Below are 15,664 nucleotides of genomic sequence, written 5' to 3' on the forward strand. Positions count from 1 at the left end.
CCTGTCATTGCCCTGCTCCACCCTAAGGGGCGAAAGAGGCCGGGGCAAGTACGCACCAAGTTTTGATCCAGGCCGCGAAAATCGGTGACAAAGGTTAAAAAATGTTAACCAAAAGCAATCACCCTGGTGTTAGCATACGATGGCAGTGAGATCCGAAAATGCCCTGGTAGTCGCGACTCTTCAATAACAAAGACACCGGGTCTGATTAATAAGAATGCTTGTAAGGTTTTCCATTGCCACACGACCAACGGAACGGCATCGCGTCAGATGCGCCCCTCGGCACAACCGTTGCCGCTAATGCCTTGCTGCTTCGCTTCCCCTGGCTAAGCGATCTGCTGCTTATCCTGTTGTGGATGGCCAGTTGGCGCATCGCGTCACTCATGGAATACGCCCCCCACGCCAGCATCTGGTTTCCGCCCTCAGGGGTCACCTTTGCCGCCTTTTTACTGCTAGGCAGACGCGCCTTGCCTGCCGTTATTTTTTGCGGGTTGGCCAGCACCTTCTGGGAAGACATGCTGGACCAAAGCCAGCACACCCTTAGCGAGCTGTTGCAATCAGGGCTCTTGTTTGGGGTGGTGCATAGCCTGTCCTATTGGCTGGGCGCCGCCATCACACTGCTGGTGATCCGCCGCTCCAGCCGCCACGACCTGCCCACCGTTATTCTGGCGTTTTTGCTGCTAGGCCCCTTAAGCGCCCTGCTGGCCACCTTTACCGGCACCCAGGCTCTGGCCGTTACCAGTATTTTAAGTGGCAGCGACATCAGCCAAATCTGGCTGGCCTGGTGGATTGGCGATCTTATCGGCATCATCGCCCTAACCCCCCTTTGCATCGGCCTTATCAGCCGCTTTTATCCGCGCTGTGGCAGCTGGATATTGGAGCTGGGGCTGCGCCAGAGCGGCAGCGACCGCTACGGCTTTGTGATGAAGCTGTTGCTAAGCGCGCTACTGCTGACCCTGACCATGACCGCCACCGCCCAGTTTCACCACGACGAAGTGGCCTTTAGCATCTTCTTTATGTGCATTCCCCTAATGTGGATAGTGCACACCGAAACACCGCTCAGAAGCGCCCTGAGCCTGGCGCTGCTCAGCACCCTTACCGCCATCGGCATCAAGATGCTGGCGCTGAGCGACCACGCCTTGGTGTATCAATTCGCCATCAGCGTGCTGGCGGCCAGCACCTACTTTGGGCTAACCGTGCCGGTATTGGTGAGCCATAACGCCAGGCTCAGGCAAATCGCCCTGGAAGATGGCCTGACCAAGGCCGCGTCCCGCAGCCACTTTTTCGAACAGGCCGAACAGGAAGTGCAGCGCGCCCGCCACTACCGCCAGCCCATATCCCTGGTGGTATTCGATATCGACCATTTCAAAAGCATCAACGACAAATACGGCCACAGCGTTGGCGATATGGCACTGGTGGCGGTGGCCAGCACCGTTAAGCGCCAGCTGCGCCAGGCCGATATCTTGGGCCGCTTTGGCGGCGACGAGTTCATGATGCTGCTGCCAGGGGACACCCTCAGCCAGGCCAGGGAAACCGCCGACCGTATGCGCCTGGCGCTGATGCAATTAACGGTACAAGGCCCCATCCAGGGCTTAGCCGGCAGTTTTGGGGTAGTGGAAGTGATGGAAACCGAGACCATCATGGAAGCCTTTGACCGCGCCGACCGCCACTTGCTGGAGGCCAAACGGGCCGGGCGTAATCAGGTGGCCATCAGCGCTTAAGATAGGCCCGTGACAAAAAAGCCAGGGCTAGGCCCTGGCTTTTTATTTAGCTGTTTTGCCAAAAATAGAGCTTGCCGTCGTCGCTGCCGCCGTAAAGCCGCTGGCCGTCGTGGCTTATCACCATGGGCCAGTTCATCATCGGCGTTTGAAAGCGCCATTGCTGCTGGCCGCTGTGGCCATCAAAGAGATAGAAATGGCCGATAGACTCGGCGCCAGTGCTCTCGTTTGTGGGTTTGCCGTCGGTGGCGGTCACCCATGTGCCTTCGCTATCGATACTCACCCCGGGGTTGGCCGCCAGCGCCAGAGGCGCCTGCCATTGCAGCTCCATGCCGCTTTGCTCATCCCCTTTAAGGAGATACAGCAGGCCCTGGTTTTGCGGCGCGGTGTTATTGAGATTGACCCCGCAAGCCACCACCACCTCACCGGCGGCGGTGACGGTGATATCGAGGCCATAGCCCACCGACAGGTTGGCCACATCCGGGGTGTAGCGGCAAAAGGCGCCGCCCGGCAGATTGCGGCTGAAAACCGCCACGCCGCCGTCATGGAGCAAAGCCGCCCAGTGGCTGCCGCCGGCGGCTATAGCCACCCGCATCACCCCCACCTCGAACTGGCTGCAACTGGGCAGCGCCAAGCGTGAGTCTTTAACGGGATAGACAAACACGGCGCCGTTATTGAGGTTGTAGTTGCGACATGACACCACCACAGTGCTGCCGCTCTGGTCGATAACGGCGCTGTTGCTCTCATAGCTGACACCGTTAAAGCCAAGGGCCACCTCGCTTTTAAGCTGATACTGCCCCCCTTCCAAGGCGTAGAGCTGCAAGGTGGCACTATAAACCGCCACCAGCAGCGCGCCGTCGTGGCTAAGGGATACCTGATTGACCCGCGCCGGCAGGTCGACATCCAGCAGCACCTCGCCGGTGTCGGCCCGGTAAGCCTTCAAAAAACCCTGGTTGCTGCTGTACTGGCCGCCGCCGGCGGCATAGGCGCCGTCGTTACTGATGGCGGCCCAGAAAAAGCCCTGGGTGCAGGCCTCGGCCAGGGGCTGCTGCCACAGGGCCTTGCCGCAATTGTCGACACAGAAAAACGAGAAGATGCCGCTGCTGAATTCGCTGGAGGTGCCGAACACGCAGCGCCCGGCGGCGCCATCGGTGGCAACGGAGTTGATTTGGTAAAGGTTCTCTGGCGAAAAGGTCCAGGTAGGTGACGCTGACATGACACTATCCCTATGAAAAGTAGACTGGAAATCCATCATGCCAGCATCACTCGGCGCTGAATATGGCGGTTATTTTAAATACGCGGCCAAGGCTGGCAATTGCTCACGAATGGCCGCTACTGCCAGCGCATTCATGGCATCGGCGCCCTTGGGATTAAAGTGGGTGTTGTCCTCCACTCCCTTGGGGTAGTGGGGGTTTTGCCCCGGCTTTAGCTGCAAAAACAGGGCCCGTGACGGCTCGGCGCCTAATTTCACCAGCACCGCCTCGCTGCGCCTGTGCATGTCCAACAGCGGCACCTTTTTATCCATGGCCACGCCACGGGTGATGTCGGGGTAGACCCCGTGCACATCATAAAACTGGCCCTTATCGTCAAAGCGGCGGCGCATTACCGGCGTCAGCAGTACCGGGTTGGCGCCCTTGGCGCGCACTTCGGCCACGAAGCGCTCCAGGTTTTGCCGAAAGGCATCCGGCGGCGTGTAGCGGTCCACCTTTTCCTTGGACTCGTCGTTATGGCCAAACTGGATAAAGACCCAATCGCCGGGCTGCAAGGCCGCCACCAGAGATTGCCAGCGTCCCTCGCTGATAAAAGTGCGGGTGGAGCGGCCATTTTTAGCGAGGTTCACCACCTGCATCTGCGGCTTGAAGGCGTGTTGCAGCTCTTCTCCCCAGCCGGTTTCCGGGCGTTTTTCGGGGAGCTTTTCGGCCATGGTGGAATCGCCAGCCAAATAGAGGTGCTGGGGGCGCAAGGTGGTGCTGGCGCAGCCAAAGAGCCAAAGTGCGCTGACAAGGAGAAGGACGTTTTTCATCAAGTTAACCTCTGCCGTTTTTTGCCCACCATACGCCAGCGCCTGCCTCTCTTTTGGCCAAAGAGGGGAAAATTCCATATCTGGAACAGGCAATTAGCCTGGTGGCGTTAGCATCGGGGCAACCTAAGGAGGCGCTGATGCGTGTACTGATAAGTTGGCTGGTCTTGTTTTGTGGCGGCGCCTTGGCGGCGCCTTATCAGGCGGTGGTAGGCCCAGGCGGCGATTACGCCACCATAGCCGCGGCGCTGGCGGCGGTGCCAGCCGATAACCCCAAGCCCTTTACCATCTTTATCAAAGACGGGGTGTACCGGGAAAAGCTCAGTATCGACAAACCCCATGTATGGCTACTGGGGCAAAGCCAGGGCGGCACCATCCTTCGCTATGGCGACAGCGCCGAGGCCAAAGGGCCAGACGGCAAGGCGGTGGGCACCTGGGGCAGCTATGTACTGCGGGTCACGGCGCCGGATTTCACGGCCCAAAACCTCACCATCGACAACAGCTTTGATTTCCCAGCCAACGCCGCCAAAAGCGACACCGACCCCACCAAGGTGCGCCACACCCAGGCCGTGGCCCTGGCAACCGCCGGGCAAAGCGACCGGGCGCTGTTTCGCCATGTCACCTTGCTTGGCTACCAAGACACCCTGCTGGTGGACGCTGGCCGCCAGCTTTTTGAAGACTGCACCATCAAGGGCAACGTCGATTTTATTTTCGGCAAAGGCCAGGCGGTGTTTCGCCGCTGCGATATCGTTTCACGCAACCGCGAGGGCGCGAAAATCACCGGCTATATCACCGCCCCCAGCACCGACATCAGCCAGCCCTACGGCTTTTTGTTTATCCATAACCGCTTCTTAAAAGAACCGGGGGTGGCGAAAGGCTCGGTGCGCCTTGGCCGCCCCTGGCACCCCAGCGGCGACCCAAGGGCCGAAGGCTCGGCGGTGTTTATCGACAACTTTATGGACGACCACTTCGGCAAGGAGGGCTACGCCGCCATCGGCATCACCCGCCCCGACGGCACCCCTGGGCGCTTTGAGGTGCACCCCTGGTCGCGTTTTTTTGAATACGCCAATACCGGCCCCGGCGCCATTAAAAGCGATGAGCGGCCACAGCTGCTGCCCCGGGCCCTGCCCTGGTACAACGCCGATGCAGTGCTTGCCGGCTGGCAACCCCATTAAAAAAGCCCCGCATTGCGGGGCTTTTTGTTAACGGCGCGAAGCCAGTAGCGCCAGGGCGGCAAGGCTTGCACAAAGGCCACCGACAAAAAACACACTGCCAAAGCCCAGGCTACCCACCATCAGGCCGCACAATGGCGCAGAAAGGCCATAGGCGAGATCCTGAAAGGCAGAAAAGCCGCCAAGGGCAGCGCCCCGCTGCGACGGGCTGACCCTTTTCACCACCTCGACCCCCATGGCCGGAAATACCATGGAGCAGCCCATGCCGGTGAGTAAGGCGCCAAATAAGGCAAGACTGGCGCCATCACTGGCCCACAACAGATACTGGCCGGCCGCTTCAATCACCAAAGAGCCCAGCGCCACCAGCCGGCCCCCCATGCGGTCAGGCAAATGGCCACATAGCAGGCGCATCAGCACAAAGCCGCCACCGAAAAAGCTCAGCCCCCAGCCAGCGTGGGGCCAGCCCCTTGCCTCAAAATACTGGCTGATAAAGGCCCCCAGCAGCGCAAAGCCAACCCCTTGCAGACCAACGATGGCGCCCTGGCGCCAGATTTTGCCCAGCACGGTAATAAAAGACTGGCGCTGCCCGCCGAGAGGGTTGACCCCGGTTATTGGCGCGATGGCCAACAGCCCCAAGAGTGGCAGCAGCACGCAAATCCCCATCAATCCTTTAAAGCCCCACTGCCCATAGGCCCAAAACCCTAAAGGGCTGCCAAGGGCAAAAGCGCCGTACATGCCCATGCCGAGCCAGGCCATCACGCGCCCGGAGCGGGCCGGCATCAAACCGATGCCCCAGCTGATCATGCCGACAATGGTAAAGCTCTCCCCTACCCCGAGCAGCAAGCGCCCGACAAGCAAGAGGCCATAGCCCGGCACCCGGCCAAGCCACCCTGAGGCCAGGCACAGCAGGCCTGCCAAGGCATAAATAATCAGGCCCCATTGCATGGCTTTTTTGCCGCCCTGGCGGTCGGCCATTTGCCCGGCAACGCCCCTTGTCAGCAAGGTGGAAAGAAAAGCGATGCCCACCGCCAAACCGCTCAAACTGCCGCCAACATGCAATTGTTGGCTCACATAGCCAGAGAGCACCGGCAAAGGCATGGCCACAGTCAGATAGGAAAGGCAAAGGGCAGCCAGCAGCTTGAACACATCAAACTGGGCATCGTTCAAAGCGGATTTAGTCACGTAATACGGTCTCCTGAGTACAGAAACCGTTGAAGGAAGAGTGGTTTTTAGACACAACAACGCACTCCGCCGATCAACGGTGGAAGTGCGTTGCTTAACGTTAAACGCTTACGACTGCGAGTGCAGCAGCGCCAAAGACTACCAGCCTTGGCGCTATTGTCAAACCGGCAACTGGTACTGGGCCACCTGTTGGTCCATCTGGCTGGCTTCGCTTTTGAGGCTGCGGCTGGCGCTATAGAGCTCGTTGACCATGCGCTCGGTGTCTTCCACCGCGTCGCGGATATCCACCAAGGTCAGGCTCACTTCCTTGGTTACCTGGCTTTGCTCTTCCGCTGCGGTGGCGATCTGCGCGGTGTGGTCGGCGATGAGGTCGGCCTTGCTGTTGATGGCCTTGAACTCATCACGGGTTTCTTCTACTTCGCTCATGGTTTTGGCTGCCGCTTCAACGCTGGTTTGCATCATGGCAACCGCCTCGCCGCTTTCGCGGGTCAGCCGCTCAATCATGCCGGCGATGTCCTTGGTGGTTTGCTGGGAATGCCCGGCGAGCTTGCGCACCTCGTCCGCCACCACCGCAAAGCCGCGGCCAAACTCGCCGGCCCTCGCTGCCTCGATGGCGGCGTTCAGGGCCAGCAGGTTGGTCTGGTCGGAAATGCCGCTGATGGAATCGACCATGGTGCCGATTTGCGTAACCCCTTGCTGCACCGCATCTACCGCCCTGGCACTGGCGGCCAGATCGTCTGCCAGCAGCTGGACCGCGGCAATCACCTCATCGAGGGTACGCATGCCGTGGCCAACCAGGCCGGCGGTGTCTTGGGTGTCACCGGCGCTGGCCTGGGCGTTGGCCGCCACTTCCTGGGTAGAGCCTGCCATCTGCTGCATGGCAGAGGCCAGGGCTTCCAGCCGCTCACGCTGCAGGGCAATGGCCTGGCTGACGTGTTCGAGGTTGCCGTCCATCTGCACTGTGGCGCTGGCCAGTGCCAAAGAGCCGGAGCGCTGAGCTCCCAGCACCTCGGCAAGGGCGCGGCGGGTTTCGTCCAAGCCTTTGGCGACAATGGAAAACTCATCCTTACCAGCCAGCAGAGTTTGCTCGCGAAGGTCTTTGCCGGCCAGGCGTTGCAGCCCGGCCAAAAGCCTGCTGACACGGTCGCGGATGACCTTCGACAGGCTCATCACCCACAGGCTCAACAGGGCAATGGACACCAGCAGCGCAATGACGCTGCGCTTGATAAAGGCCATCATTTCCATGTCGGCGGCGTCGAGGTAAACACCACCGGCCAATTGGTAATCCCCCACCGGCACCACATACAAATCTTTGAGCGACACCTCGCCGCCGGGCTTGGCGTATTGATAGCGCAGCATGGCCGCCTCGCCGCTTTGGCCCAGGCGGGCAAAAGCGTCGTTGATGTGCTCGTCACGGCCCATCAGTTTGACGTCTGTTGAAAAGCCCCCTTCAAGCTCGGGCTTGGGTGGGTAAATCAGGTAATGGCCGTCTTTGGCCAGCAAAAACAGATAGTCTTCGTCGTTGTGGCCCCAACGGGCCTGGCTTAGCAGCACCCGCGCTTTTTCAAGAAAATGCGCCGGATCGCTTTGCTGCATCTGGCTCAGCACCTTTTGGTAGCTGGTGACCTGCCCCATCAGGGCGGTGTCGGTGGCCTCACGGATGGCGCTACGGGTACTGGCGGCGTTAAAGGCAACGGTGGCCATGACGCTCACCACCACCAGTGCCAGCAGCAGCTGCATTTTCTGGGAAAGGTTAAAACGGGCCGACAAGCGACTCCACCAGCCATCCTGGTGAAAGGCCCTTGGGGCGACATCTATCGGGGGCATAACGAAACCTCGGTCCTGCGGGTTTTAACCCTGCGGTTGCTCTGGCCGCAGTGTACTGCGCCATAGAAGGCATAGGAATAGATTGAAAATCAGTCATGCCTAGACAGAGTGTTTCCTATTGCGATGGAATAATCCTTTTCGATCAACGTATTACCCAATCTCGTTGTGTCTTAAGGCAAAAGAGCAGATTGCGATAATCGATTGGCACTGACAAAAAGGGCCCCTGCCGGGGCCCTTTTCAAGGCAACTGATAACTGGTCACCAGTTCTTCGAGGGTGTGGGCTTCGCCCTTGAGGCTGGCACTGGCCAGATGCAGCTCTGCCACCACCTGCTCGGTTTCTTCCACCGCGTCGCGGATCCCCACCAGGTTGCGGGTGACTTCTTCGGTCACCTGGCTTTGCTCTTCGGCCGCCGCAGCGATTTGGGTGCTGTGGTCGCTGATAAGCCCGGCCTTGTGGTTGATAGCCTCGAACTCCTGGCGGGCCGTTTCTACCTCATCAAGGGTACTGCCAGCCACCTTGACGGCGCCGTGGATCATCGACACCGCTTTACGGGTATGGCCGGAGAGATCGTCAATCACACCGGCGATATCGCGGGTGGTCTTTTGCGAATGGCCGGCCAGCTGGCGCACCTCGTCGGCCACCACCGCAAAACCCCGGCCCTGCTCGCCAGCCCGAGCCGCTTCAATGGCGGCGTTTAAGGCCAGCAGGTTGGTTTGCTCGGAGATACCGTCAATGGCCGCCGCCAACGAGCCAATTTGCTGAACCCCTTGCTGCACTTCATCCACGGCAACGGCGCTTTGGGAAAGGTCGTCTGCCAGGCTTCGCACCGCTTTGATAATGGCGTCCAGTGTTGCCATGCCCTCGCTGACCATGGTGGCGGTATGCTGGGTATCACTGGCGCTGGCCTGGGCGTTGTGGGCCACTTCCTGGGTGGAGCCTGCCATTTGTTCAAGCGCCGAGGCCAGGGTTTCAAGGCGCTGGCGCTGGGAAGAGATGGCTTCACCGACCTGGGCCATGCCGTTGTCCATCTGCAACGAGGCGCTGGCCAGGGTCAGCGCGCTGCCTCTTTGGGTGGCCAGTACCTCGGCCAAGGCGCTGCGGGTCTGTTCAAGGCCTTTGGCCACTTCGGCAAATTCGTCTTTGCCATCGAGGCTGGCGTCCTGGCTAAGGTCGCGGTTGCTGATGCGCCTTAAGTTACCCATGACCCGTCGCACCCGGCCTTTGATGGCCTTGCTGACCCCGAAGATCCAAAGGCCCAGCAGCGCCACCGAGACCAAGAGCGCCAGCGCCGAGCGTTTTAAAAAGGCCGCCATTTCCCGGTCGGCCGCGTCCATGTAAACCCCGCCAGCCACCACGAAATCGCCCACCGGCATGGCGTACACGTCTTTTAGCACCTTGCCGCCACCGGGCTTGCGGTAGGTGTAGCGCAGCACCGCTGCATCGCCGGTGCTCGCCACCTGAGCCAGCCCTTCATTGATATTGAGGGTACTGTTCTCAAGGGGCACCGGGTCGGCAAAGCCCCCTTCACGGCTGGCATCCGGCGGGTAGATGAGCAGCCGACCGTCGCGACCGGCCAAAAACAAGTAATTGCTGTTGCCCTCTCCCCAACGCGCGCCTTCGAGGATATCCCGGGCGCGGGTCACAAACTGTTTGGGGTCTTGCCGGTAAAGGCGGGTTAGCACCTGCTGGTAGCTTTGCACCTGGCCGACCAAAGCCTGGTCTATGACTTCACGGATAGACTGGCGGGTGCTGCTGGCGTTAAAGGCAGCGGTGGCCAACACGCTGGCCACCACAAGGGCCATCAGCAGCAGCATTTTCTGAGAGAGGTTGTAGCGGGCAGAGACCCTGTCCCAGCCACTTTCAGGGGGGTGGTTATCGGTAGAAACCGAGTGCATAAAATGTTCCTTCACAAGCAAGCCAATAGAACACCGCCAAAGGGGCAGCTAAAAATGTGGGATTTGAGGAGCAGCTGTTTAAAACGGCAAAACGTTACAGGCTGACAGCAAAAATGCCTACATCAACCTATAACGACAGTCGTGAAAAAAAATGAAGGGAATTAAGGAGCCGTAAATTGACCTAAATCATTGAGATAGCTTTCTATATTGGAGTAATCGCCAGAAAGCCCATGGCCATTGGGGTCGCTGACCCCGTGGCGCTGCTCCCAATCGTCGGCCATGCCGTTGTGGTTGGCATCGACAACCGGTTGTTGTTTGAATTCGCGCCCGTAGGCGGCCCAGCTGCTGATGGCCTGTAGCTCGCTGTCAATCAGCCGGCCCTGGCCGCTTTTCACCTCGGTAAGCACCGCACTGTCAACGCTGTCGCGAAAAAGGCCATGGGCGTTACGGTTGGCCCCCACCTCCCCTTTTTGCACCAGCAGCTGATAGCTTTCGGCGGCGCTTTGGCTGGCCAGCATCAGTGGCATAGCGGGGTAGCTAAAGGCCTTGGTTTTTAAGTGCTTGGCAGCCAGCTTGGCCATGTCATCATCGGTGAGCCTTGGCCAGGCGGTAAGGCTAGCGGACGCCTTGCCAGCCATCAGGTTGCCACTGAGGAAAAGGTCCCCTGCCTTATCGGCGCCCCACAGCTCGAAGATGGCGCGGTTTTGGCTGGCCGGCCCCGGCAGGTAGCTGTTGCCAATGATATTGACCTTGCCCTGCTCGTTGCCGTAGCTGCCGTGTTCGCCCCAGTTGAAGATGACGTTATTGCGAAAATCCACCAGCTCTTCGCCCTGGGGGTAGTTTGGCCCCAGGCGCCAGCCGTTAAAACGGGGCAGCCGGCTTTGATGGTTGGCCAGCAGATTGTGGTGAAAGCTCGCCCCCCGGCCACCCCAGATGCCGCCATAACCATGCTCGCCCTTGATGTGGCCGGCGTGGTCCAGGCTCTGGGCAATCAGGCTGTATTGCAGGGTAAAGCGATTGTTGTTGTAAAAGCTGGCGGTCTCGTCGATGGACCAACTCATAGAGCAGTGGTCGATGATGATGTCGCTGTGCTGGCGGCCGTTGATGGCGTCCCAGTCGTCAGCAACGCGCCCTAAGCGAAAACGCAGATAACGGATGATCACCTGGTCCGCTTCCACCCGGGTTTCGGCGCCTTTAAGGACTATGCCCCCCGGCGAGCTTTGCCCGGCCAGGGTCAGCTGGCCTTGGCTGATGACAAGCGGCTTTTTAAGGTCAATAACCCCGGAGACGCTAAACACCACGATGCGCGGCCCGGACTGTTCGATGGCCCAGCGCAGGGTGCCGGGGCTGGCATCGTCTTTTAACGAATCCACAATCAGCACCTGGCCGCCACGGCCGCCTACAGTGTAGCGGCCCAAGCCGTCGGCACCGGGAAAGGCCAGCACCTGGGCCAGCAACAATGCGCTCAGGCCCATTGGCTTTGCTCGATAATGGCGCCGCGATAGCCGATGACCCGCCTTGCCAAAGCCGCCCCCAGCTTGGCCGCCTCCAGGGGGCTTTGGCCGTCCAGGCGCGCCGCCAGGTAGCCGCCGTTAAAGGAATCGCCAGCGGCGGTGGTGTCCACCACTTGCTCGGCCGGGGTCACGGCAAGGTACTTGCCGTTCACAAAAAGCCGCTCCGGCCCCTGCTTTATCACCAGTTCCTTGACCCCAAGGCCGGTTAAAAAATCCGCCGCCTGCTCCGGGCTTTGCTGGCCCCACAGCAGCTGATGTTCTTCGAGCCCCGGCAAGGCGATATCAGCGCAGCCATAGGCCTGCGCCAGCCAATGGGCCGCCTCCTCCTTGCCCCAGAGCTTGGCTCTGTAGTTGGGGTCAAACACCAAGGTGGCGCCCTGGGCGCGCAGCGCCTTTAAGCGCTCAAGCAGCAGCGCCCGGTGCTCGGCGCTTAAAATGGCCAGGCTAATGCCGGAGAACAGCAGCAGATCGGTACCACTAAAGGCGGCGCCGTTATCCTCTTCGATGCAGCGCACCAGCTGCCGGGCGGCGGCCTGGCTGCGCCAGTACAAAAAATTGCGCTCGCCGTTCTCGTCCACCTCAATCAAATAAAGCCCTGGCATGGCTCCTGCCAACTGGTAGCAGTGGCGGTTGTCGAGGCCTTCGGCGCGAAAACGCGCCAGCATCGCCTCGCTCATGGCATCGTCGCCAACGGCGGTGAGCAGCCCCACCTGGGCCGGAGTTTTCAGGCTGCGCTTTAAGTAAACGGCGGTGTTGTAGACATCGCCGGCAAAGCCTTGGCGATAGAGGCCGCCGTCGGCGGCGGCCATCTCCACCATGCATTCCCCCAGCATCAGCAGTTTTTTCATAGGCCCGGCACCTGGCTTTTGGCGGCGGCGGCGCGCTGGCTGATGCCCTGCCAGTTGCCCTCGGCCACCAGTTTATTGGGGGCTATCCAGCTGCCGCCCACGGCAAAGACGTTACCCAACGCCAGGTAGCTGGCGAGGTTGTTCTCCGCTACGCCGCCGGTGGGGCAAAAAGTGACGCCCTGGAAAATGCTGCTGATGGCCTTTAACAGCGCCACCCCGCCGCTGAGCTCAGCCGGGAACAGTTTCAGTTGCTGGCAACCGGCCTCGACCATGCGGCCGATGTCAGAAAGGCTCGATACCCCAGGAGCAAAAGGCAGCCCGGTGTCCACCAGCGCCGCCAGCAGTGTGTCGGTGGTGGTGGGGGTAACGATAAACTGGGCGCCGGCTTCCCGTACCGCCCGGGCCTGCTGGCCGCTTAGCACAGTGCCGGCCCCTACCCGCACCTCTGGCACTTCACTGCGGATAGCCTTGATGCAGTCCAGCGCCTGGGCGTTTCGCAGCACCACTTCCACCTGGCCTATGCCGCCTTGGTGGATGGCGCGGGCAGCGGCCACGGCCGCCGCAGTAGACTCGGCCTGGATAATGGGAATCAGGCGGCTTTGGTCCAACAGATCAGTCAATAAGGTCATGAAGGCATTCTCGTACGCTGTTAAGGGTGATGCCGTCCAGGCGCTGGTAGGCCGCCTTGAGGGCGACGGCAAAGGCGGGGTTGGCGCCCAAGTCGCCAAAGACCTCGTCAAGCGCCAAGAAGGCATCCGGTCCCCGGCAGGCCAGTAGCCTGGCGGCCAGCGGGTCGGTTAGGGCATCGCCGCTTTGGGCTTTGGCCTCGATAAAGCGCAGCCAGGCAGCAACGGCCACGCAGAGCCGGTCGATAGAAGTGCCAGCCTTGAGGTTGTCCCGCACCGTGCCCAGCAGCCGAAACGGCAGCTTTTGCGAGCCGTCCCAGGCGATTTGCGCCAGCAGATGGCGAATGTAGGGGTTGCGATAGCGGGCGAGGATGGCCTCGGCATAAGCGGCCAAGTCCATGTCGTCCGGGGCGGTCAGGGACGGCACGATTTCTTTGGCGACCAAGGCGTCGATAAAGTCCGACAGCACCGGCTGGCTGATGGCTTCCAGTACGGTTTCCAGCCCCAGCAGGCTACCCAAATAAGCCAAGGTGGAATGGGTGCCGTTTAACAGCCGCAATTTCGCCTGTTCATAAAGGGCCACGTCTTGGGTGAAAGTGACCCCAACGGTATCCAGAGCCGGTTTAGGGCCGCAGAAGTGGTCTTCAATCACCCACTGGCTAAAGGCTTCGCGCTTGATGGGCCAGGCGTCTGTCACCCCCAGGGTTTGGGCGACGGTAGCTTCAAGATCGGCTTCCGAGGCCGGGGTGATGGAGTCCACCATGGAGCAGGGAAAGGCCACCTTGGCCGCTATCCAATCCCCAAGTGCCGGGTCGAGGCGCCCGGCCAGGGCCAGCACCGCCCCTTTGAGCTTGTGGCCGTTATCCACCAGGTTGTCGCAGCTCAGCACAGTGAGGTTTTCAAGGCCCGCCTGGCGGCGGCGCTGCAAAGCGGCCACCAAGAGGCCAATGGCCGACACCGGCGCGCCGATGTTGGCCAGATCGGCGGCGATATCCGGGTGCTGCCAATCGAGTTGGCCGTCTTTAAGGCAATAGCCCTTCTCGGTGACGGTCAGGCTGATGAGATAGGTCTCGGGGCTCGCCATGCGCGCCAAGATGGCGGCCATGTCGGTTGGCGCCACCAGCAGTTCGGTAAAGGCGCCGATAACGCGCATGCCGCTGGTTAAATCCTGCACCGCCAGGGTGTAGAGGTTGTCCTGGGGGCCAAGTTTTTCTTTAAGGGCCGGCGAGCGCAGCGACACCCCGCAAATGCCCCAGCGCGGGTCTGTGGCCAGCAGGCTGTCGATATACACCGCCTGGTGGGCCCGGTGAAAAGCGCCAGGGCCTATGTGCACTATGCCGGTTTTCACCTCGCCCCGCTGGTAGCGGGGCTTTTGCACGGCGCCTGGGATGGCGGCCAGGGCGCTACTGGTCAGTCTTTGCATAGAGTCCTCACCGCTCAGAGCTTGTAGGCCTTTTTGGCCAGGTCATAGGTCAGGGCCCGGGCCAGTTCGAAACCTTCGTCTTCCCCCAGGCGGTGCTCGCTGATAAGCCCGGCCAGGAAGCGGCAATCGATGCGGCGGGCCACGTCGTGGCGGGCCGGAATAGACAAAAAGGCGCGGGTGTCGTCGTTAAAGCCAACGGTGTTGTAGAAGCCGGCGGTTTCGGTGACCTGGTGGCGAAAACGCAGCATGCCTTCGGGGCTGTCGTGGAACCACCAGGCCGGGCCCAGTTTCAGGCAGGGGTAGTGGCCCGCCAACGGCGCCAGCTCACGGGCGTAGCTGGTTTCGTCCAGGGTAAAGAGGATGATGCTCAGGCGCGGGTCGTTACCGTATTTGTCCAACAGCGGTTTAAGGGCTTTGACATATTCGGTGGGGGACGGAATGTCGGCCCCTTTGTCGCGGCCAAAACCGTCAAAAATGCGTGGGTTGTGGTTACGAAAAGCGCCGGGGTGAATTTGCATCACCATGCCGTCTTCGATGCTCATCCCCGCCAGCTCGGTGAGCATCTGGGCCCGAAAGAGCTCTTGCTGGGCCGCCCCTGCCTTACCGCTGATGCAAAGCTCAAAGAGGGTGCGGCATTCGGCGTGGGAGAGATTGGCAGTGGCCGCCGTGGGGTGGCCGTGGTCGGTGGCGGTGGCGCCGTGGTCCCGGAAAAAGGCGCGGCGCTGCCGAAGGGCGGCCAGATACCCGTCCCAGCTGTGGGTGTCTTCGCCGGTCAGCTCGCCCAGTTTTTTAATGTTATCGGCAAAGTCTTCCCGGGAAGCGTCTACCACGTCGTCGGGCCTGAAGGTGGTGATCACCCGTTTTTCCATGGCGCCGCCTTTCATGGCGCCGTGGTATTTGAGGTCGTCCAGGGCCCCTTCGGTGGTGGCGATGCACTCGATGTTAAAGCGGTCCATCAGCGCCTGGGGTTTGAAGGCGTCGGTGGCCAGCTTTTCGGTGATGGCGTGGTAGTACTGCTCGGCGGTGTCGGGGGCCAGGGCCACCGTCATGCCGAACACTTCGCTGAACACGGTATCAAGCCAGATGCGCGACGGGGTGCCGCGAAAAAGGTGGTAGTTGTCGGCAAAGAGCCGCCAGATGGCGATGGGGTCGGTTTCCACGGCGGCGCCGTCGCGGCGGGGAATGCCCAGGCGTTCAAGGCTGATGCCCTGGCTGTAGAGCATGCGAAACACGTAGTGGTCCGGGCGGATAAAAAGCTCGCTGGCGTTACCAAAAGACGGGTTCTCGGCGAACCAGCGCGGATCGGTATGGCCGTGGGGGCTCAGTATGGGCAGATCCTTGATGCTGTCGTAGAGGCGCCGGGCGATGGCGCGCACTGTCGGGTCGGCCGGAAAGAGGCGGTCCGGGTGCAGGTTCAGTGGCTGTGGCATTGCAAGTATC

General features: G+C 60.8%; 12 protein-coding genes. 2 read left to right on the top strand and 10 right to left on the bottom strand.

From position 1 onward, the window contains the following. The first annotated feature begins 233 nt into the window (after positions 1-233). Positions 234-1,718, top strand: a complete 1,485-nt coding sequence (locus AC22G1_RS13420) for a GGDEF domain-containing protein (RefSeq protein WP_487313824.1) — start codon at positions 234-236, stop codon at positions 1,716-1,718. 46 nt (positions 1,719-1,764) lie between these two features. Here AC22G1_RS13420 and AC22G1_RS13425 read toward each other — a convergent pair whose 3' ends face one another. Beyond that, complete coding sequence (locus AC22G1_RS13425; protein WP_487313825.1) at positions 1,765-2,931, bottom strand: WD40 repeat domain-containing protein; 1,167 nt, start codon at positions 2,929-2,931, stop codon at positions 1,765-1,767. A 69-nt stretch (positions 2,932-3,000) separates the two neighbouring features. Beyond that, positions 3,001-3,738, bottom strand: coding sequence for a rhamnogalacturonan acetylesterase (locus AC22G1_RS13430; protein WP_487313826.1), 738 nt, complete (start codon positions 3,736-3,738; stop codon positions 3,001-3,003). A 137-nt stretch (positions 3,739-3,875) separates the two neighbouring features. Here AC22G1_RS13430 and AC22G1_RS13435 point away from each other — a divergent pair, with 137 nt between their 5' ends. Further along, positions 3,876-4,910 (top strand): pectinesterase family protein, encoded by a 1,035-nt coding sequence (locus tag AC22G1_RS13435; RefSeq protein WP_487313827.1) that lies wholly within the window; start codon positions 3,876-3,878, stop codon positions 4,908-4,910. Between the two features lie 27 nt (positions 4,911-4,937). On the opposite strand, the gene AC22G1_RS13440 is transcribed toward AC22G1_RS13435, so the two are convergent. The 8 genes from AC22G1_RS13440 to uxaC all read right to left on the bottom strand — a co-directional run bounded on the left by AC22G1_RS13440 (position 4,938) and on the right by uxaC (position 15,654). Then, positions 4,938-6,089, bottom strand: coding sequence for an arabinose transporter (locus AC22G1_RS13440; protein WP_487313828.1), 1,152 nt, complete (start codon positions 6,087-6,089; stop codon positions 4,938-4,940). Between the two features lie 159 nt (positions 6,090-6,248). After that, positions 6,249-7,916, bottom strand: a complete 1,668-nt coding sequence (locus tag AC22G1_RS13445) for a methyl-accepting chemotaxis protein (RefSeq protein ID WP_487313829.1) — start codon at positions 7,914-7,916, stop codon at positions 6,249-6,251. Positions 7,917-8,154: 238 nt separating this feature from the next. Continuing rightward, the gene (locus AC22G1_RS13450; RefSeq protein ID WP_487313830.1) at positions 8,155-9,813 is read right to left on the bottom strand and encodes a methyl-accepting chemotaxis protein; all 1,659 of its coding nucleotides are present in this window, start codon (positions 9,811-9,813) and stop codon (positions 8,155-8,157) included. Positions 9,814-9,974: 161 nt separating this feature from the next. Next, a complete protein-coding gene (locus AC22G1_RS13455) occupies positions 9,975-11,288 on the bottom strand; it encodes a pectate lyase family protein (protein WP_487313831.1) in 1,314 nt (437 codons plus the stop codon). Next, entirely contained in the window at positions 11,279-12,175 is an 897-nt protein-coding gene (locus tag AC22G1_RS13460; RefSeq protein WP_487313832.1) for a sugar kinase, read from the bottom strand. The genes AC22G1_RS13455 and AC22G1_RS13460 overlap by 10 nt, the downstream gene beginning before the upstream one ends. Further along, positions 12,172-12,804 carry a bifunctional 4-hydroxy-2-oxoglutarate aldolase/2-dehydro-3-deoxy-phosphogluconate aldolase gene (locus tag AC22G1_RS13465; RefSeq protein WP_487313833.1) on the bottom strand — a complete coding sequence of 211 codons (633 nt, stop codon included), beginning with the start codon at positions 12,802-12,804 and terminating at the stop codon, positions 12,172-12,174. The genes AC22G1_RS13460 and AC22G1_RS13465 overlap by 4 nt, the downstream gene beginning before the upstream one ends. After that, positions 12,788-14,224 carry a mannitol dehydrogenase family protein gene (locus AC22G1_RS13470; protein ID WP_487313834.1) on the bottom strand — a complete coding sequence of 479 codons (1,437 nt, stop codon included), beginning with the start codon at positions 14,222-14,224 and terminating at the stop codon, positions 12,788-12,790. Before AC22G1_RS13470 ends, AC22G1_RS13465 begins: the two co-directional genes overlap by 17 nt. A 14-nt stretch (positions 14,225-14,238) precedes the next feature. After that, complete coding sequence (gene uxaC, locus AC22G1_RS13475; protein ID WP_487313835.1) at positions 14,239-15,654, bottom strand: glucuronate isomerase; 1,416 nt, start codon at positions 15,652-15,654, stop codon at positions 14,239-14,241. Positions 15,655-15,664 lie beyond the last annotated feature (10 nt).

The organism is Gallaecimonas zhanjiangensis, from assembly GCF_057624825.1.